This is a genomic window from Halorientalis regularis (assembly GCF_023698535.1).
GTDB classification, from domain to species: domain Archaea; phylum Halobacteriota; class Halobacteria; order Halobacteriales; family Haloarculaceae; genus Halorientalis; species Halorientalis regularis.
The window spans coordinates 16,609-34,407 of the sequence record NZ_JALJCL010000020.1 but is presented as its reverse complement, the minus strand read 5'-3'; the positions used below and the strand labels follow the sequence as shown (position 1 = coordinate 34,407).

Genomic DNA, 17,799 nt, shown 5'->3' with positions numbered 1-17,799 from the left:
AATTGCAATATTTATATGCGTGTCTGCTGATAATGGACACTGGGGGATTCGGTGTGGCAATTGAACTAACACCATACACGATACCGCTGTGGGTCGTCGCCGTCGTGGGGAGCGCGCTCGCAGCACTGACCGCGTATTATCACGAACAGAAAGGCGCGTACGCGCTGTTTGCCGTGTTCATCGGCGCCGTCCTCTGGGCGGGCGGGTACGCCATGGAGATGAGTTCGGCACCGTCACAGATGGCGATTTTCTGGTACAAGATCCACTTCATCGGGAGTGCCATCGTGCCGACGGCGATCCTCGTCATGGCGTTCCGGTTTACCGGGCGGGACGATTGGATTCGGGCCCGAAACATCGCGCTGCTGGCCGTCATGCCCGTTGTGACGACGGTGCTGATCATCACGAGTCACGACATCTGGATCCAGGGACACATCGCCAACACTGGACCGGAGGCAGTGTTGCCGCTGACCTATCAGTTCGGGCCGTGGTTCCCGATCTACGCCTACTACTCGCTGGCCATCGCGGTCGTCGCCATCGGGATGTTCGCACAGGCGGCCCTGGAGCGCAGCGACGAATCGTGGGTCAACACGACCACCGCCTTCCTGGTCGCGACGATCCTGCCGACGGTCGGAACCGGAATCTACGTGATCGGCAACACGACCATCGACTACGGTCCCTTCGCGTTCCTGGTCTCGGGCGCGTGCATCATGGCCGCAATGTTTTACCTCTAGTCCCAGGGATGGCCCCGAGATGATTCGGGCCAGAGCGGGTACCAGTCGCGCTCGCGGTCGCCCACCGGGGTGAATGGATAGCACGCGCCGCGCAGGAACGAGTATACCCAGTACAGCGGGCGGTCGGCGGTGTCGCCAGGGAGCGCGGTTTCGCCCCGCTCGACGGCAACGAGTGCCACGAGCAACCGGGAGCCGTAACCCCGTTCGACGAGGGTGTCGGCGGCGAAGTGGCTGCTCGTCAGGGGGGCTTCTACGTCGTCGTCGCGGAGGACGACCCAGTCGTAGCCGTGCCGGTCTCGGCTTCGCCGGCGTCGGTGAAGTCGGCGCTGTCGACGCTGGCGAAACAGAGCGCGGCGACGCCGGCCGACTCGAACCCCAGATCGCCCGCCATCGTGACGTAGGCGGTGCTCATCCCGAACAGGTCCTCGGGGTCGGCCGGCTGGGTGGCGGCGGCCTCGGCCTCGACTCCGAGGGCTCGTCGGAGTTGCTCGAACAGTCCCATACTCACACCGTGAGAGCGGATGCTCTTGGCTCTGCTCACTGTCGTTTCGGCAGCCGTTTCTCGACTCGGGTTTAAGCCCTGGCAGTTCTGGTGTGTTGATAGCATGGCCGCACAGGGCGCCCCGGCAGTGACGGCACTCTCGCTGTGCAGTGCCGTCGCGTTCGCGGCTGTCGCGGTCCAGGCCGCCCGCCGACGCCCCGGGGCCGGAGCGCAGTGGTTCGCGGCCACCATCGGGCTCTTGGCCGCCGGGGCGGCCGGGACCGCCGTCGCCTACTACTCGTCGGGGACGGTCAGTCTCGCCACGGGCGTCTATCCCCTGATCGTCGTCGTGATGCCGGTCGTGTGGGCGCGCTTCGCCTTCGAGTACTACGGCCTCTTCGAGTTCACGTCTCGGCGGCGGACGGTGGCGCTGATCGCGCCCGCCGTCGTCGCCGCCCTGGCCGGCACGTGGGTGGGGCTGGTTGAAGTCGGTCTGTTCCCCACGGCTTCCGAGACACTCGTTCTCAGCGTGTACAGCAGCTACGTAGCGATGCACTTCTATTCCGCGACCGTCCTGCTCGTCGCGGTCGGGCTGCTCGTCCGAACGAGTCTGCGCCGGGACCACCTCTGTCTGTCGCTCGGCGGCGGGCTGGCGGTGATCGTCCTCGCACCCTGGGTCGGGAACTTCATCCACGGGGCGCTCCGGGTGACCGACGCGACCGTCCCGGGCGTCGCCGACGAGATGGTCCGTGCCGGCGCGATCGCCGTCGGTGCCGTCGCCGCCGTCGCTGCCGTCTCCCGCTACCGGCTGTTCGAGGGGTTACCTGCCGCTGGGACCATCGGGCCGGAGACCGTCCTCGAGGAGATGGACGACCTCGTGATCGTCACCGACAGGGCCGGACGGGTCGTCCGACTCAACGAACGGGCGCGGCAATCGTTCGCCGGCGACGAAGCGCCCGTCGACCGGACTATCGACGACGTACTGGGCACCTCGGTCGACGCCCTCGCCGACCGCGACGGCGTGCGGCTGGACACCGCAACCGGTCCCCGACAGTTCGATCCCTCGGTGTCCGAACTCACGAACGAGCAGGGTCACTGTATCGGCCACACCCTCGTCCTCCGGGACGTGACCGAGCGGTACACCCGCCGCCAGCGGCTCTCGGTTCTCAACCGCGTCCTGCGACACAACCTCCGCAACGAGACCGCGACCATCGTCACCCGCGCGGAGGTGATCGCCGAGCAGGCCGACGACGACACCGCCGAAATCGCCGACGAGGTCGTCGATACCGCGCTGTCTATCGCCGAGACCGGCGACAAGGCCCGCCGAATCGAGCGGATGATGGCCGTCCCGGTGACGCCCGACCCCCGCACCGACGTGTCCACCGTCGTCCGTGACGTCGTCGAGACGATCCGGGAAGACGCGGACTGTACCGTCTCCTGGTCGGCTCCAGACACCGTCGTCGCCCGGGCCGACCACCGTATCCTCCACCCCGTCCTCGAAGACTTGGTCGAGAACGCCGTGGAGCACGGCTCCACGAGCCCTGACTCGCAGGCTCCCGAGGACGCCGTCGAACACAACGACTCGGCCGACCCGACCGTCGGCGTGTCCGTCACCGTCGACCCCGAGGCCGCCCGCCCCGTCGAGATCGCCGTCGCCGACGACGGCCCCGGCATCCCCGAGGCCGAGCGCTCGCCGGTCGTCGACGGCGACGAGGCCCCGCTCGAACACGGGAGCGGGCTGGGGCTCTGGGGCGTCAAGTGGGGCGTCACCCGGATGGGCGGCTCGCTCACCTTCGAGGACAACGATCCCCGCGGGACGACCGTTCGCGTCCGCATCCCGACGCCGGCCGACGCCGACGACGGAGCGGCCGTCGACGATGCGGCGACAGAGACCGAGGTCCCGCCACGGACGCCGCCGGCGGTCCCGCCCGGCACCATCCGGGACCTAGACGCCTCGACGGACGGGTCGTCCTAGCGCCCCGCCAGTTCGCGTTCGAGCACCTGCAACCCCCCGATCCGGCGCTCGGTCGCGGGGTGGATCCGGACGAGTCGCCCGATGAACCTCCGGCCGATCGGGGTCACGAAGAAGGCGTTCATGTCGGCCTGTTCGCGCAGGTTTTCTCTCGGCACCCGATCCAGCCGACCGTCGATGGTCGCCAGCGCCGAGGCCAGCGCGGCGGGGTTGCCCGTGATGAGCGCGCCGCCGCGGTCGGCCGCGAACTCCCGGTACCGGCTGAGTGCGTGGATCAACAGGACGGAGACGACCCACACGACCAGCGAGACGGCGATGACGGCGACGACCCCACCGCCGCGGCGGTTGCGCCAGCCGAACAGCAACCCCCACCGGACGGTCGGGAAGGCGATGGTCGAGAGGAACGAGGCGATGGTCATCACCGCCACGTCGCGGTTCTCGATGTGGGCGAGTTCGTGGGCCAGCACGCCGTCGAGCTCGTCCGCGCCGAGTGTCGCCAGCAGACCGGTGGTCACGCAGACGGTGCCGTTCTGCTGGGACCGGCCGGTCGCGAAGGCGTTGGGTACCCCCGACTCGGCGACGGCGACCGTCGGCATCGGCAGGTCCGCCTGCTGTGAGAGCCGCCGGACCGGCCGGTAGAGGTCGGTGCACTCCGATTCCTCGCCCTCGCTCGCGCCCATACTCCAGAGCGCCAGTTTGTCGCTGACGACAAACTGCGCGCCCACGAACGCGCCCATCACCAGCAGGATGGGCAGGATGCCCTGGACGTACAGCGAGAGCACGCCGACGAACAGGACGTAGAGGCCGCCGAGCAAGAGCATGGTCACCAGATACGGCCCCGGAGCCCCCAGTCTGGCTGCCACTCCATACGACGTGCAGGGGCCGCGTCCAATTAAGCACCGCGTGGCCAGGGGTAGTTCAGGGGGCGGTGCGGCCGAGAGCGCGAGGCTTAACCGGCCGAATCGAATACGGGGGGCCAATGAGCGAGTCACGCGAATTCTGTCCGCGGTGTGGGGAGACCATCCCGGAGCGGCCGGAACCCCGCCCTGGCGAGCCCAGAGATCCGGATCGCGTGCTCTGTAACGACTGCTACTTCGAGGAGTTCGATCTCGTGGACGCCCCGGATCGCATCGAGATCCGGGTCTGTGCCCAGTGTGGCGCGGTCCATCGGGGGAACCGCTGGGTAGACGTGGGGGCCGACGACTACGTCGACGTGGCCGTCGAGGAGGTCAGCGAAGCCCTGGCGGTCCACCTCGAAGCCGAGTCCGTCGACTGGGAGGTCGCGCCCGAACAGGTCGACGCGACGACGATCAAGATGCACTGCCGGTTCTCCGGCATCGTCCGGGACACGCCGGTCGTCGAGGACGTGTTGGTGCCCGTGAAGATCTCCCGCGAGACCTGCAAGCGGTGTGGTCGCATCGCCGGCGGCTCGTACGCCGCCATCGTGCAGGTGCGGGCCGACGAGCGCGACCCGAGCGACGGCGAACTCGAACAGGCAGAACGCATCGCCCAGGAGTACATCGCCGATCGGGAGGAGAAAGGCGACCGCAACGCCTACATCACCGAGGCCAGCCACGTCGAGGGCGGCCTGGACATGAAGATCTCGACCACGCAGATGGGCGGCGGCATCGCCGAGCGAATAATCCGCCAGTTCGGGGGGTCCTACACATCGAACGAGACCCTCGTGACCGAGGACAGCGACGGGAACGAGGTCTACCGGGTGACCTACGCCATCCGGCTGCCCCGCTACCGCCCCGGCGAGGTCATCGACCCCGAGGACGACGACGGCCCCGTCCTCGTCAGGAGTGTACGGGGCAACCTGAAAGGCCGCCGCGTCACGACCGGCGAGCCCTTCGAGGCCAGTTTCGAGGACGAGAACGCCCCCGAGGCCCGGCGGCTGGGGACCCGCGAGGACGCCGAGGACACGACGCTGGTCGCCGTCGAGGACGAGAACGCCGTGCAGGTGCTGGACCCGGAGACCTACGAGGCCAAGACCGTCGCCCGTCCCGACTATCTCGATCCCGACGCCGACACCGTCCCAGTTCTGAAGAGCCGCGCCGGCCTGCACGTCCTGCCCGAGGACGACGGGGACACGAACGACGGCGAGGACGACACATGAGCGGGGAATCGTCCACGGCCGACGATGGCGACCCCCTCGCCGCGGTCGTCGCGAGGGGCCGTGCCGAGACCGCAGCCGACACACTCCGCGAGGAAGGGGTCTACGACGACGACCGCAGTGTCAGACCGTTCGGCGAGGACGCTGTCGCGCTTCCCGTGACGGCCCCGCCGGAACGGACGGCGGTCCGGGAGGTCGTCCGGCAGGAAGCCGAGCCACGCCTCCGGAATCTGGACGATCACCTCCGCGAGCGGGGCTGGACGGCCGAGGAACGCGAGCGAGCGCCGAGTTCGTGGGCCGTCATCGGCACGGTCGTCCTCGTCGACATCGGCGACGCCCCGCGACCCGACGAGGTTGGCGAGGCGTTGCTCGACCTGCACGCCAACGCCGACACCGTGCTGGCTCGGCACGGGATCGACGGCACCCAGCGTGAACCCGACGTGGCGGTGATCGCTGGCGCGGGTGACACCGAGACGATCCACACCGAACACGGGACCCGGTACGCGCTCGACCTGGCCGAAGTCATGTTCTCGCCCGGCAACAAGGCCGAACGCAAGCGGATGGGCGACGTGGTTGCCGAGGGTGATCGAGTCTTCGACATGTTCGCCGGCGTCGGCTACTTCACGCTCCCGATGGCCCGGGCCGGTGCGCGGGTCACCGCCGCGGAGATCAATCCGGCCTCCTTCCGCTATCTGCTGGAGAACGCCAAACTCAACGACGTACACCAGCGAGTCGACCTGTACCGGGCGGACTGCCGGGACGTTGCCGACGGCGTCGAGGCCGACCGCATCGTGATGGGCTACTACGACGCTCACGAGTACCTGGACGCGGCGCTTTCCGCCCTCGAACCCGGCGGGATCGTCCATATGCACGAGGCCACGCCCGAGTCGCTCGTCTACGACCGCCCGGTCGACCGCCTGACCGCGGCCGCCGCCGACCGCGACCGGGCGGTGAAGATTCTGGACCGCCGCAAAGTCAAGGGGTACAGCGAAGGGGTCGCCCACGTCGTCGTGGACGCGCGGGTCGAGTGACCTGCGAGTGCGAAAACCCTAATTCCCGTGGTCACGAATCGGACGTATGGATCGAAAACAGATCATCGCGATCATCTTCGTGATCCTGATGATCGGCTCGCCCGTCGCCTACGCGACGGTGTCGTTCTTCTAGCTATCCCAGACGTCCGACAGGGGGTGGGAGCCGTCGGAGTCGCGGGTCGACGAGCGACGCGACCGTGACCGGGAACGTGACCGACTCCGGGACCCCGTCTCGCCGACCGCCGCCCCCGAATCCAGGGCCGGCAGGTCGGGCTTCGACATCCGGTCGACCTGCTCGGCGAACCAGTCGGGCATGTCCGTGCGAGCGCGCTCGAAGAGGTCCAACAGGGAGGAATCGCCGAGATACGTCGCCCCGTAGTCGTCGGGCGCTCGAACGACCCGGCCGCAGGCCTGGATGACTGTCCGGAGCGCCGCGCGGTAGTACCAGCCCCACTGGCCGTCTTCGAGCCGCTGGGCCACCCGCGAGTCCCGCGTGTTGGGGTAGGGCGCTTTGCAGAGCAGTTGCCACCGCGCCAGGTCGCCCTCCAGATCCAGCGCCTCCTCCATCTTGACCGAGAGGAAGACCTCGTTGCCGTCGCTTCGCTTCCACGTCGAGAGGACCGCGTCGCGGTTCTCGCGGTCGTGGACGCGAAGCCGCTCGTCGACGCCGTGCTCTGAGAGGTGATCGACCAGTCGCTCCTGAATCCCGTAGGAGTGGCAGTGGACAAGCCCCTTCTCCGACGGGTGGACCTGCATGATCCGCACCAGCGTTTCGGCCATGTGTGGGAGGGTCCGGTCGCGCTCCTCGTAGGTCATCTTCCCCTGTGTCACGTCGTACAGCGGGCGGTTCTCGACGGGGAAGGTGTGGTCGACCTCCACGAGCGCGACCCGCGAGGGGTCCAGTCCCGCGCCGGCACAGAACGCGTCCTTGCTGAGGATGGTCGCCGACAGCAGGGCGAACTTCTGCCCGCGATCCCAGACGGTGTGCTTGAGATAGCGCTCGGGATTCATCGGCTTGATCGTCACGGCCGTCCCCGCGCCGTCGGGCTGATCGACGACCCACGTCGTCGCGCTGTCGGGGTCCCGGTAGTCCTCGAGGAACCACTGGAGTTCCGAGACGAGTTCGGTGAGCCGGTCGCGTTCGGCCACCTCGTCGGGGTCGAGTTCGGCGTTGCCGCGCAACTCCTCCTGGCGGCGCGAGGCGATCCGCATGACCGTCTCGGCGTACCCCTCGGCGTCGTCGGGGCCGTCGATGTCCGGGGGCTGTACGTCGCCCCAGACCGGGACGCGACGGGGTGAGAGGTCGATAGTCGCGTACATCTCGGCCCACTCGGCGAGGCCGTGGGCCTCGTCGATGACCACCACGTCGCGCTGGCCGAACACGTCGGAACCGGCGGTCTGCATGAAATAGGCCAGCGTCATCGCGGCGATGGGGCGGTTGGCGGCGATGGATCGGTCCGAGAAGTACGGACAGCGGTGTTTGACCTGACAGTCGAACATCCGCTCGCGGTTGCAGGGGGCCTGATCCACGGGGGTATCGGTCTCGCCCGGCAGGATACAGGAGTAGTTGTTCTTCCCGCGGATGATCTCCAGGTCCTCCAGCAGGTCGTCGCTGGCCACGTCGTCGAGCTGGGAGACCTGGGGCGTGGTGTAGTACGCGCCGATGGGCTCGTTGGCATCTGCTTCGCCCGCTGTTCGGGCCGAACCGGCGATGGCCCGGGCGAGCAGGGACTTGCCGCTCCCGGTGGGGGCACGCACCAGCACCACGTCGTTGCCGGCCTCGAACGCGGCGCGGATGTCCGCCAGGGCCTGCTCCTGGTTCCCGCGGTAGGCGGGCGCGGGAAACTCCGACTCGATCCGGGCGGGGTTCACGTCATCCCTTCCACGCGTCCGGGGCTAAAGTCGTTCGGCTCTGCCCGTCCGGTGGAACTAAGTATTCTCTCGCGGTCATGTCTCCTACTATGCATGATGCCCCGCGCCGTCGCGTCCTCCGGACGGGCGGCACCCTCCTGGCCGGCGGTCTCACAGTCGGCCTCGGCGGCTGTCTGCAGAGCGACGGCACCGACACGCCGACCGAGGACGGTGACGACGGTGGCGGCGGTGGCGGATCGGTCCTGGCCTTCGCCGACTGGCTGCCCGCACCGGCCGCGATGGGCACCGACCACTACGAGTTCACGGCGGCCAACCCTGGTGCGATCTTCGAACACGAGTCCGCCGTTGAAGGGAGCGCGTTCGGCGGCCTGACCGGTGCGACCAGGCAACTGGAGGGGATCACGCTCTCGGACCTGTCCGGCCTGTACCTGATCGGCGGCGGGATGGTCCTGACCGGCGACATCGACGCCGACGCGTTCCAGTCGTTCCTCTCGGCAAACGGTTACGCCGAGGGCGAGACCTACCACGGCTACACGTTCTACACGGGTGGACCGGGCGGGACCGCCGCGGTCTCGTCGGACACGGCCATCCGGGCCGGGACGCTCGGCGATGCCGAGGGGAAGATCGAGGCGATCATCGACGCCAAGCAGGGGATGGCCGACCGGTACACCGACGCGAACCCCGACTGCCGGACGCTGCTGTCCCGGCTGGGCTCGGGAGCCGTCGTCGGCGGCCGGACCCACGACGAAGCGTCGTTCCTCGACGGCGCGGTCGCCGACGGCTTCCGCTGGCGGCTGAACGGCAGTTCCGCCGCCTTCACGGGCGTGTTCGTCTTCGAGAGTCGGTCGGCAGTCGACACCGCGGCGGTCGAGAGCCTTGTCGCCGAGCACACCGTGTTCGATCCGCTCGCCTCGCCGTCGGTCACGTCGGACGGCCGAACCGCCGTCGTCGACGGCACGGCCGACACGGCGTCGGTCAGCAGGCTCGGGCCCCGGTACGGCTCCTCGGGCGGCGGGAGCGACCGCCCGCCACAGGTGTCGTTCTCCTTCGAGTACGAGAGCCGCGGCGACGGCGTGGGCGTGATGACCGTCTCCCACGACGGCGGGGACTCGGTCAGAGCGAGCGAACTCGTCTTCCGCGGGACCGGGTTCGTCGGTGCTGGTTCGATCCCCGACACGGCGGCCGGCCAACTGGAGGTGACCGAGAGCGGCGGGCGGTGGCCCGCGGCCAACGCGTCCGGGACTATCGAGGGCGAGGCCGCCGTCGTCGCGGGCAACCAGGCCCGCCTCGGCGTCGCCAGCGACGCCGAGATCTCGGTTGTCTGGGAGTCGACAGACGGCGGCGTGTCGGCGACGCTGGCGGCGTACCAGGGGCCGGACGCCTAGAGGGCTTCCACGTCTTCGGCCGTCGCGTCGCGGTCGTCGGGCAACCGCGCGATGCACTCGCTACAGAGGAGCCACTCCGAGCCGTCGGCCAGCTCCAGCGCCAGCCCCGCGGCGCGGTCGCCGCCGAACGACCAGATGTCCGCGATGCCGCCCGCGACCTCGACGCGCTCCCCACAGCCGTCACAGGGCTCGTGTGCCATACCGGCCGTTGGGCCGCCCGTGGCTTGGCGGTTCCGACCGCTCGCTCAGAGCAGTCCCTCTTCGGGAAACTCCAGCCCCAGATCGGTGTCCAGCACCCGCTCGACGGCCACTGCGACCGCCGGTGCGAACTCGGTGTCGGGGTCGGCCGAAATCGGCAGGTCCGCGACCGTCCGCACGTCGCTCTCGGGGATGGCGGCGTCGGCCGGTTCCACGGCCTCGCCCGGGTCCGTCCGGGTCGCGACCACGGCGTCGACCGGCGCGCCCAGGTCGTGGAACCGGTCGCGCATCGTCGGGAGCCGGTCCAGCCCGCGCTCGGTGTCGGGAGCGACGAGTGCCACGCGGTCGGCGCTGGTGACCGCCGCGACGGCCTGGTTGGCCGCGACCGGCGGTGTGTCCACGAGGACGTGATCGAACCGCGCGGCCGCCGAGTCGAGCAACCCCTCGAACCGCCGGGCTGCCTCGGGGGTCTTGGCCCGGGCCAGGCGCTCGAAGGGCGCGCGAGCGGGACAGGCGGCCAGCCGACCCGGCACGTCGAGGGCGAGGTCGACGAGGCCGTCGGTCAACTCGCCAGTGCCGGTACAGAGGGCTGTCAGGTCCGGGTCGATGCGGCCGGGGACGTAGGCCGCCAGCCCCTGTGTGGCGAAAGCGGCGTCCAGCAGGGCCACGTCCCGGCCGGCCCGCGCGAGGGTCGCGCCGAACTCCACCGTCGTCCGCGTCGTGCCCGCACCGCCGACCACGCCGGCGAGCGCGAGCGTCGATCCGCTGGTCACGGACGGGTCTGGCCCCCTGTTCCGATAAAAACCTACGGGTGCGGTAGCGGTCGCGTCATCGGCGGCGTGCCCACTGCACGTCGTCCAGCGGGAAGTCCTCCCGTGCTTCGACGAGCGAGAGGTGGGTACTCGCTGCTTCGCCCGTATCGGTCAGGCAGACCTCGCCAGCCTCGGGATTCCACTCGACCAGCCCCGCCTCCGCGAGGACGTTGAGATGTGTCTCGAAGAGGCCGACGTAGACCCGCTTGCGCTGTGATTTCGTCAGGTCTTCCGGCTCGCAGTCTTGCTCCCAGGCTGCGACCTGGTCGGCCAGGGTCTCGAGATCGACGGCACCGTCACCTGCGTTCCGAAGGTAGTGCAGCGTGTACCGCCGTCGGGTGTTCCGGAGTGTGTGAAAGAGCCTGTTCAGCTCGTCGGCCGATTCGAGCGCCAATCGCTCGCGCAGTTGCTCTCCGAGCAGTTCCATCTGGTCGACGAGAGCACGGCCCCGTTCCGTAAGCCGGATCGTGCCGCGTCCGTCGTCGAACGCGACTGCGCCCATCTGCTCCAGCCTCGGCACGTGCGTCTGGTACAACGAGACGTAGACACGCCTCCGGTCCTCGTCCGCGAGGTCCGTGACCGGGGTGTCGTTCTCGGCTGCGGCGATCCGGCCCGCGAGCCGATCCATCGAGAGGTCGCCGCCGTCGGCTGTCTCGAGCACCGAAAGCGCCCTCCGCCGCCGCTCGTTGGCGAGGACGCTCAGCACGCGCGACAGCGGCTCCTGTGTCCGTTCGTTCGGCGCCGATTCGGGGAGCGACACGCCGTCGAGCCGGTAGTAGATCGGAATCCCCACTCCGAGCAACCCGACGATCACGGAGGTGAGGGCGGCGGCCTCCCACGGGACGTACTGGCTCAATGCGATTGAGAACCCTACGATCACACCGAGAACCAGCGCAGTGACCCCGATTCGGACGAACCACTGTCTCACCGTCACCGCATCGGTGGCGCTCGTTCCACCCGGGGCGTTACTGGCCATCGACGGTTCTCACTACGGTATCAGGAGCAATAAAAATCGCCGCGACTCCGATTTCCGTGTCGTTACCGTGCCGCTGCGATGTCCTCTGCGATGTCGGCCAGCTCGTCGTCGTCCAGATCGGGCGCGCTGCCCCCGACGGCGTGGATGGGGCTGCCGCCGTCGTCGGCGAACCGCGGGATCACGTGGCCGTGGACGTGGGGCACTTCCTGGCCGCTCGCTTCGCCGTTGTTGAACCCGACGTTGCTCGCCGGAGCGTCGACGGCGGCCTCGGCGGCCGGCACGAGGTCGTGGAGCGCGGCGTACAGCGCGTCGGCGGTGTCGTCGGGCAGGTCGTTCAGCCGCTCGTGGTGCTCTTTCGGGATGACCAGCGTGTGGCCCGGCGCGAGCGGGTTCGCGTCGAGGAACGCGAACACGTGGTCGTCCTCGTAGACGGTGTGACTCGGAATCTCCCCCGCGACGATCTGACAGAAGATACAGTCGTCTGGCATCGCCCGGGTGTTCGACCGCCGGCCTCAAAAAGCGTACGCGGGACGGGTAGCGCGGTCGTCAGGCCAACAGCAGGGTGGCGTTGATCAGCGTCGCGCCCACCCACGGCAGACAGAGGCCCAGCGGGACGACCGCCCGCTCGTGGCCGGAGAGCGCCAGCCAGAGCGTCAGGCCGACACTGACGGCACCGACCTTCAGCGCGCCGAGCATGCCGATTCCGGCGGCCGCGATCGCGGCCCGGGCCACGGGATTGCCCTCTGTCAGTCCCTGCTGGAGGCCGAACTGTGTCAGCGCGATGTCGGCCAACAGCGAGACGGCGACCAGCGTCCAGAGCCACCCCTCGTGCCGGCTCGCCGTCAGCACTGCCCGGTCGATGTACTGTCGGTGCGACTGCCGTCCGTCGGGCACCCCACCCGTGTCGTAGGCGTCTGTTGCCATGTCCGTCGACCCCACCACGTCGCCGGGCCCGCCCCCACCAGAGCGGCCCGCGGCGTCGCGTGTCGTGTTCCTTACTCGGTGATCTGGCGGAAATAAGCTTTCGATCCGCCACACCGGACTGGAGAGCCGCGTTTCCGCACCCAGTCGTGTTCACCGTGCCGGGGCAAACAGTTAATAGCAATTCGTCTGAAAAATGCACGAGAATGACTCGCATTGTTGGTCGTCCGACACGGACGGCTGCCCTCGGATTCGGTCTGCTCTGGGTCGCAAGTGTCGCGTTCACGACGCCCGCACTGGCACAGAGCGGGGGCGCAGGGTCGGGCGGCCCGGGCTTCTGGTACGCGACGAGCCTCATCGCACAGGTGATGCTCTCTATCGGCGCGGTCGGATTCGTCGTCCAGGCCGCCCGCGCCTACGGCGGTGAGATCGGCAAAGCGCTGTACGTCGCCGGTGGCGGTGTCATCGTCTTCGCCGTCTGGCGACTCCTCGACGGCGCGGTCAAGATCCTGGACCTCCAGAGCCCCGGCGAGAGCATCGAGAGTACCGTGTATCTCGTGACGACGGCACTGTTGCTGGCCGGTTTTTACATGCTCTGGGAGACGATGAGCGAACACAGTCCGGCCTGAGATGACCAGCTACGAACGCCTCGCCGAGCGGTTGATCGAGACCCAGCGGACCATGATCGGCAAGCGCGCCGTCGACATCGCCCGCTCGGTCGATGGCCTGTCGGTGACCGACGACGGCGCAGTCGCGGACGTCGTCGACGACGACCGCACGGTGCTGGACGAGCTGGTCCGAGCCTACACCGACGTGATGGGCGACTCCGCCCGCACGAGGCTCACCGAGGTGGCCAGTGAGTACGACGACCTCACACTCCCGGCGACGCTGGGCGGGCCGCCAGCGCCGGACGGCAAGACGGAGGAGACCGAGCGGACCGAGGAGAAACCCGGGGCACCCGACGATGGGGCGACCGCCGCGGACGTGGACGAGGCTGTCACGGCCGCCGAGGACGGTACACAGCGCGAGGACGTGGTCACGAACATCTGGGGTGACGACGTGGCCGCCGAGGTCGAGTCGTCGGCCGATCCCTCCCCCATCGACGTGGTCGAGGGGTCGTTCGCCACCATCTACGTCAACGTTACGGGCGACCGCGGCCAGGGTCCCGTCCCGGTCGGCCAGTTGATCGTCGATGCCATCATCGCTGAGACGGACCTCGAACCCGACGAGCTGGCTCACCTCTCGGCGTACGTCTCCGCCGACGAGATCGTCGCCCTGGCGGAAGACCCGAACCGCGACGTGGTCTCGTTCTCCGTCGAAGGCCACGAGGTTCGTCTCGAAGATGACGGGTCCGTTACGGTGGCGTAACCTCACAAGACGGGAGAAACACCTATCGGGCTCGATCCGGTAACGAGTCTCACATGAGAGATGCACTCATCGTCGACGCGGTGCGAACGCCTTTCGGCAAACAGAACGGCTCGTTCCGGGACACACATCCCCAGGACCTGGCGGCGGAACCGCTGACGGCGCTGGCCGAGCGCAACGGCTTCGACGGCGAGGCGACGGTCGAGGACGTGATCTACGGCTGTGTCACGCCGGTCGACGAGCAGGGACTCAACATCGCCCGCCTCGCGCCGATGGTCGCGGGCTGGGGTGACCGGGTGCCCGGCGTCCAGTTGAACCGGATGTGTGGCTCGGGCCAGCAGGCGGTCAACTTCGCCGCGACGAACGTCATGGCCGGGCAACACGACGTGCTGGTCGCGGGCGGCGTCGAACACATGACCCGCGTCCCGATGGGCTCGGACGGCAACAGCGTCACCGAGACCTACTTCGAGCACTTCGACGAGGTGACCACGCAGGGCGAGGGGGCCGAACGCATCGCCGAGGAGTACGACTTCAGCCGGCAGGAACTCGACGAGATCGCCGCCGACTCCCAGCAACGCTGGGGCGAGGCCTGGGAGGCCGGCCACTACGACGACCAGATCACGCCCGTCGAGACCGAACTCGACGGCGAGACCGTCACGGTCGAGCAGGACGAACACCCACGCCCCGAGACCGACGTGGAGACGCTCTCGGGCCTGCCCCTCTCCTTCCGCCAGGAGGGTAACGGCGTCCACCACGCCGGGAACTCCTCGGGCATCGTCGACGGGTCGGCGGGCCTGCTGGTCGCCAGCGAGGACGCCGTCGCGGAACACGGCTGGGACCCGATGGCCCGTATCGTCGCCACGGAGGTCGTCGGCGTCGACCCCATCACCATGCTGAGGGGGCCGATTCCGGCCACCGAACAGGTCCTGGAGAAGGCGGACATGGCCGTCGAGGACATCGACATCTTCGAGGTCAACGAGGCGTTCGCCGCCGTCGTCGCCGCGTGGCTCGAAGAGACCGGGGCTTCGTGGGAGGACACCAACGTCAACGGCGGGGCCATCGCCCACGGCCACCCGCTGGGTGCGACCGGCGGCGCGCTCCTGACGAAACTCGCCCACGAACTCCAGCGCACCGGGCAGGACTACGCGCTGTCGACCATGTGCATCGGGTTCGGACAGGGCGTCGCGACGATTATCGAGCGCGTCTAATACTCCCACTTTTTCCGTCAGGGGGTCGCCAGCGGCGACCCCCTGCGCAAAAACTCGGGGAAAAAGCCGAGCGCGCGCCGATGGCGCGCGCTCGGTACAACACTCGAGCACTCACCCGTCCGCCGTCCCGAACTGTCTCTCGTACCGTCTGATGGCCAGAAAGATGCCGGGCGTCCCGACGAGCGTCGGCCACAGCCAGCGGAGGACGGTGGGAAGAAAGAGGAAGTTCACCGTCGAGAACGCGGTGACGGTGGCGATGTAGCCCGCCCCCATTCGCGTCAGGTGTTCGAAGAACCAGGCGCGGGGCTCGGACTCGTCCGTCCGGAACTCGCGGATGTCACGGACACCGAAGACCGCGCTAATGCCGCCGAAGACGACGAGGACGGTGCCGAAACTCGACCCGTCCCGGAGTCCCAGCGCGCCCATCGCCAGCAGGCCGAGGCCGGCGAGACAGAGCAGTCCCGCGGCGGCCCAGTCGAGCGCCGCTGGCCCGTCGGCGGGCCGCTTACGTGAGAGCACCCGGTAGCCCGAGAAGACGAAGTAGAAGCTGAAGACGGCGATCAGCGCGAGAAACTGCCGGTCCGGGGTCGGCGCGAGCGCGAACAGCAGGAGCGCCGATCCGGCGACGAACGCCATCGAGCCGACGTAGATCCGCCCGAACCGCCGGTGGCGGCGACCGCCTTTCTCGGTCAGGATGGCTCCGAGGCCGGCGAACAGCGCGAGGAAGCCGGCGGCGATGTGGGCACCGAGTGTGACGGTTTCGATTGTCGGCATGGGTTCGATCAATCAGTCGAGTGGTGTTTCGGGGCCGATCCGAAAAAGCCTACCCGCGGGGGTCATCCTGCACCGGCGTCCAACACGTCGGTCTCGATGGTCGACTCCTGACCCAGCGAGTCCAGGGCGACGCGCTCGCGCTGGCCGGGGACGGACACGGTGGCGGTCACGTCCACGTCGAAGGTGGACTGCTCGCCGTTCCGGACGTGGCGCACCCACCAGTGGTCCATCCTGGAGTTGTCCAGCACCAGGCGCGCCTTGACGGTGTCGCTGGACTGGGGATCGATCACCTGCCCGACGCGGGTGCGCCGGTCGGCCAGCGTGACGCCGTTGGTCGTCACGGTGTACTGGATCGACTCCACCGTGACCGGCGTCGCGAGTTCGTTCCGGACCGACGTGCGCGTCTGGATGGGTGCCGTGTCGGCGGTGGCCCGGCCCCACTCGGAGCTGACGCCGGTGACGACCAGTGCGGTCCGACCCTGGACCTGAACCTCCTCGTTGCGGTCGCCGTTCATGCCGGCGAGCAGGTCGGTCGTGAACGCACTCTCGCGGGTCCCGAGGTCGGCGTCGAACTTGGTCGCGCCCACGTCGGCGGTCGCGGCCGGCGTCGTCACCACCTGCGAGCGCTCGCCGTCGTTGAGGTGGCGGGCCCACCACTCGGGTACCTCGCCGTTGTCCTTCAGGCTGGTCAAAGAGAGGGTGTCACTGCCGGGGTCCACAGTATCGAGGACGGCCGAGCCCTGCGCGACCCGGATGCCGTTGATCGTCGTCGTCTGAGTCACGTCCAGCGAGAGGAGGGCGGCCAGCCCCGGATCGTCGGGCGTGTCGAGGCTGGCGTCGGTCCTGATCTCGGTGGTGGCGTCGGTGACCTCACCCCACCGCTGGTCGGTGTCGGTGACCGACGGCGGTTCGAAGTCACTCGCCTGCTGGGGGGTCTCGACCGGTTCGACGCTCGTTCCCCCGCCGCCGAGCATGTCGGTCTCCAGGCGCAGGGTGCGGTCGAACACGCGCATCGGGACGCGCTGGCGTTCGCCGTCCCGGACGACGTAGCCGTACATCCGGACCGAGAGGTCGCTCACCTCGTCGTCGGTGACGTGTTCGCGCCACCAGTCGGCCATCTTCGGCGTGTCCAGCGCGACGGTCACGTCGATGGTCCCGGACTCGCCGGGCGCGACGCTCAGCCCCGCCTCGCGCTGGCCGCGGCCGAGTTCGACGCCGTTCATCTCGACGACGTACTCGACGCCGTCGAGGGTCACCGCGTAGTCGTGGACGTTCTCCACGTCGGCGGCGAAGGACAGCGGCGTCGTCTCCGCGGTCGCCTCGCCCCAGCTGGCCCGCTGGTTCCGCAGCGTCAGAAGCGGTTCGCCCTGGAAGGTGACCTGCTGGGCCCCCTCGGTCGTGAACCCGCCGAGGATGTCCGTCTCGACGGTCGAGGACTTGGCTGGAATCTCGCGGGAGAATCCGGGCGCGTTCACCGTCGCGTCGACGGCGAGTTCCGACTGCTCGCCGCCGTTGACGTGGGTCACCCACCAGTCGGCGATCTTCGTGTTTTGCATCTCAGCGGCGAGGGTGATCGTGTTCCGCCCGGGACCGAACCCGACGCCGGAGCGCTCCCCCCGGGCCAGCGTCACGTCGTTCAGCCGTGCGGTGTACGCGACGTTCACCACGCCCGGCACGCCGACGGGATTGGGGTTGTCCACCGTGACGCTCGTGACGATCTCGGTCGTCTCGTCGGTGACTGCACCCCACTCGTAGCTGGTCGATTCGACCGTCGGCGCGGCGAAGGCCCCGGTCGCCGCCAGCGCGCCGACTACCACGACACCGAGGACGAGTACCGCCGCGACGACACCGCCGACCTTCGGCGCGACTTCACGTGACACCATTTCGAGAAACTATGGACAACCCAAGAATAGTTGTATCGGCCGAATCGACGGTCGATTTCGGTCCCGGTGGTGGA

At 68.8% G+C, this 17,799-nt stretch carries 16 protein-coding genes and 2 pseudogenes; 8 read left to right on the top strand and 10 right to left on the bottom strand.

The features are described 5' to 3' along the window. The first annotated feature begins 53 nt into the window (after window positions 1-53). Complete coding sequence (locus tag MU521_RS19665; RefSeq protein ID WP_175452942.1) at window positions 54-731, top strand: histidine kinase N-terminal 7TM domain-containing protein; 678 nt, start codon at window positions 54-56, stop codon at window positions 729-731. Here the strand turns inward: MU521_RS19665 and pspAB are convergent. Next, window positions 728-1,233 (bottom strand): annotated as a pseudogene (gene pspAB / locus MU521_RS19660) (PspA-associated protein PspAB). The gene MU521_RS19665 and the pseudogene pspAB sit on opposite strands and share 4 nt — an antisense overlap. A gap of 103 nt (window positions 1,234-1,336) precedes the next feature. Here pspAB and MU521_RS19655 point away from each other — a divergent pair. Then, window positions 1,337-3,187, top strand: coding sequence for an ATP-binding protein (locus MU521_RS19655; RefSeq protein ID WP_175452943.1), 1,851 nt, complete (start codon window positions 1,337-1,339; stop codon window positions 3,185-3,187). Here MU521_RS19655 and htpX read toward each other — a convergent pair. Continuing rightward, a pseudogene (htpX, locus tag MU521_RS19650) lies at window positions 3,184-4,052 on the bottom strand (zinc metalloprotease HtpX). The gene MU521_RS19655 and the pseudogene htpX overlap by 4 nt on opposite strands. Window positions 4,053-4,163: 111 nt before the next feature. Here htpX and MU521_RS19645 point away from each other — a divergent pair. After that, window positions 4,164-5,303 (top strand): 60S ribosomal export protein NMD3, encoded by a 1,140-nt coding sequence (locus tag MU521_RS19645; protein WP_092695141.1) that lies wholly within the window; start codon window positions 4,164-4,166, stop codon window positions 5,301-5,303. Beyond that, the gene (locus tag MU521_RS19640) at window positions 5,300-6,331 is read left to right on the top strand and encodes a class I SAM-dependent methyltransferase (protein WP_092695143.1); all 1,032 of its coding nucleotides are present in this window, start codon (window positions 5,300-5,302) and stop codon (window positions 6,329-6,331) included. Before MU521_RS19645 ends, MU521_RS19640 begins: the two co-directional genes overlap by 4 nt. Before the next feature lie 129 nt (window positions 6,332-6,460). Here the strand turns inward: MU521_RS19640 and MU521_RS19635 are convergent, their stop codons facing one another. Then, window positions 6,461-8,203, bottom strand: a complete 1,743-nt coding sequence (locus MU521_RS19635) for an ATP-dependent DNA helicase (RefSeq protein ID WP_092695145.1) — start codon at window positions 8,201-8,203, stop codon at window positions 6,461-6,463. An 89-nt stretch (window positions 8,204-8,292) separates the two neighbouring features. Here MU521_RS19635 and MU521_RS19630 point away from each other — a divergent pair, with 89 nt between their 5' ends. Continuing rightward, a complete protein-coding gene (locus tag MU521_RS19630; protein ID WP_092695147.1) occupies window positions 8,293-9,588 on the top strand; it encodes a hypothetical protein in 1,296 nt (431 codons plus the stop codon). Here MU521_RS19630 and MU521_RS19625 read toward each other — a convergent pair. The 5 genes from MU521_RS19625 to MU521_RS19605 form a co-directional block, all read right to left on the bottom strand. After that, window positions 9,585-9,788: a DUF7561 family protein gene (locus MU521_RS19625; protein ID WP_092695149.1), complete on the bottom strand. Its 204-nt coding sequence runs from the start codon at window positions 9,786-9,788 to the stop codon at window positions 9,585-9,587. The genes MU521_RS19630 and MU521_RS19625 overlap by 4 nt on opposite strands. 45 nt (window positions 9,789-9,833) lie before the next feature. Beyond that, complete coding sequence (locus MU521_RS19620; protein ID WP_092695151.1) at window positions 9,834-10,559, bottom strand: CpaE/TadZ family protein; 726 nt, start codon at window positions 10,557-10,559, stop codon at window positions 9,834-9,836. 55 nt (window positions 10,560-10,614) lie between these two features. Next, window positions 10,615-11,574, bottom strand: a complete 960-nt coding sequence (locus tag MU521_RS19615) for a DUF7344 domain-containing protein (protein ID WP_092695153.1) — start codon at window positions 11,572-11,574, stop codon at window positions 10,615-10,617. Between the two features lie 62 nt (window positions 11,575-11,636). Next, window positions 11,637-12,062, bottom strand: coding sequence for an HIT family protein (locus tag MU521_RS19610; RefSeq protein WP_092695155.1), 426 nt, complete (start codon window positions 12,060-12,062; stop codon window positions 11,637-11,639). Between the two features lie 58 nt (window positions 12,063-12,120). Then, window positions 12,121-12,498: a DUF5658 family protein gene (locus tag MU521_RS19605; protein ID WP_245681231.1), complete on the bottom strand. Its 378-nt coding sequence runs from the start codon at window positions 12,496-12,498 to the stop codon at window positions 12,121-12,123. A gap of 203 nt (window positions 12,499-12,701) precedes the next feature. Here MU521_RS19605 and MU521_RS19600 point away from each other — a divergent pair, with 203 nt between their 5' ends. The 3 genes from MU521_RS19600 to MU521_RS19590 are packed head-to-tail and all read left to right on the top strand — an operon-like array spanning window position 12,702 to window position 15,068. Next, window positions 12,702-13,124 carry a hypothetical protein gene (locus tag MU521_RS19600; protein ID WP_092695157.1) on the top strand — a complete coding sequence of 141 codons (423 nt, stop codon included), beginning with the start codon at window positions 12,702-12,704 and terminating at the stop codon, window positions 13,122-13,124. Between the two features lies 1 nt (window position 13,125). Beyond that, complete coding sequence (locus MU521_RS19595) at window positions 13,126-13,863, top strand: HalOD1 output domain-containing protein (RefSeq protein ID WP_092695159.1); 738 nt, start codon at window positions 13,126-13,128, stop codon at window positions 13,861-13,863. A 53-nt stretch (window positions 13,864-13,916) separates the two neighbouring features. Further along, on the top strand, window positions 13,917-15,068 hold the full coding sequence (locus MU521_RS19590; protein WP_092695161.1) for a thiolase family protein: 1,152 nt from the start codon (window positions 13,917-13,919) through the stop codon (window positions 15,066-15,068). 111 nt (window positions 15,069-15,179) lie between these two features. Here MU521_RS19590 and MU521_RS19585 read toward each other — a convergent pair whose 3' ends face one another. Both MU521_RS19585 and MU521_RS19580 read right to left on the bottom strand, forming a co-directional pair. Then, window positions 15,180-15,842: a DUF2306 domain-containing protein gene (locus MU521_RS19585; protein WP_092695192.1), complete on the bottom strand. Its 663-nt coding sequence runs from the start codon at window positions 15,840-15,842 to the stop codon at window positions 15,180-15,182. A 62-nt stretch (window positions 15,843-15,904) separates the two neighbouring features. Next, entirely contained in the window at window positions 15,905-17,725 is a 1,821-nt protein-coding gene (locus MU521_RS19580) for an LEA type 2 family protein (protein ID WP_092695163.1), read from the bottom strand. Window positions 17,726-17,799: the final 74 nt, after the last annotated feature.

Excerpts from the sequence above, each read along its gene's own strand:
- MU521_RS19640 (WP_092695143.1), top strand. The coding sequence starts at position 5,300 with ATGAGCGGGGAATCGTCCACGGCCGACGATGGCGACCCCCTCGCCGCG.
- MU521_RS19630 (WP_092695147.1), top strand. The coding sequence starts at position 8,293 with ATGCATGATGCCCCGCGCCGTCGCGTCCTCCGGACGGGCGGCACCCTC.
- MU521_RS19590 (WP_092695161.1), top strand. The coding sequence starts at position 13,917 with ATGAGAGATGCACTCATCGTCGACGCGGTGCGAACGCCTTTCGGCAAA.
- MU521_RS19655 (WP_175452943.1), top strand. The coding sequence starts at position 1,337 with ATGGCCGCACAGGGCGCCCCGGCAGTGACGGCACTCTCGCTGTGCAGT.
- MU521_RS19615 (WP_092695153.1), bottom strand. The coding sequence starts at position 11,574 with ATGGCCAGTAACGCCCCGGGTGGAACGAGCGCCACCGATGCGGTGACG.
- MU521_RS19605 (WP_245681231.1), bottom strand. The coding sequence starts at position 12,498 with ATGGCAACAGACGCCTACGACACGGGTGGGGTGCCCGACGGACGGCAG.
- MU521_RS19580 (WP_092695163.1), bottom strand. The coding sequence starts at position 17,725 with ATGGTGTCACGTGAAGTCGCGCCGAAGGTCGGCGGTGTCGTCGCGGCG.
- MU521_RS19610 (WP_092695155.1), bottom strand. The coding sequence starts at position 12,062 with ATGCCAGACGACTGTATCTTCTGTCAGATCGTCGCGGGGGAGATTCCG.
- MU521_RS19645 (WP_092695141.1), top strand. The coding sequence starts at position 4,164 with ATGAGCGAGTCACGCGAATTCTGTCCGCGGTGTGGGGAGACCATCCCG.
- MU521_RS19600 (WP_092695157.1), top strand. The coding sequence starts at position 12,702 with ATGACTCGCATTGTTGGTCGTCCGACACGGACGGCTGCCCTCGGATTC.
- MU521_RS19585 (WP_092695192.1), bottom strand. The coding sequence starts at position 15,842 with ATGCCGACAATCGAAACCGTCACACTCGGTGCCCACATCGCCGCCGGC.
- MU521_RS19625 (WP_092695149.1), bottom strand. The coding sequence starts at position 9,788 with ATGGCACACGAGCCCTGTGACGGCTGTGGGGAGCGCGTCGAGGTCGCG.
- MU521_RS19595 (WP_092695159.1), top strand. The coding sequence starts at position 13,126 with ATGACCAGCTACGAACGCCTCGCCGAGCGGTTGATCGAGACCCAGCGG.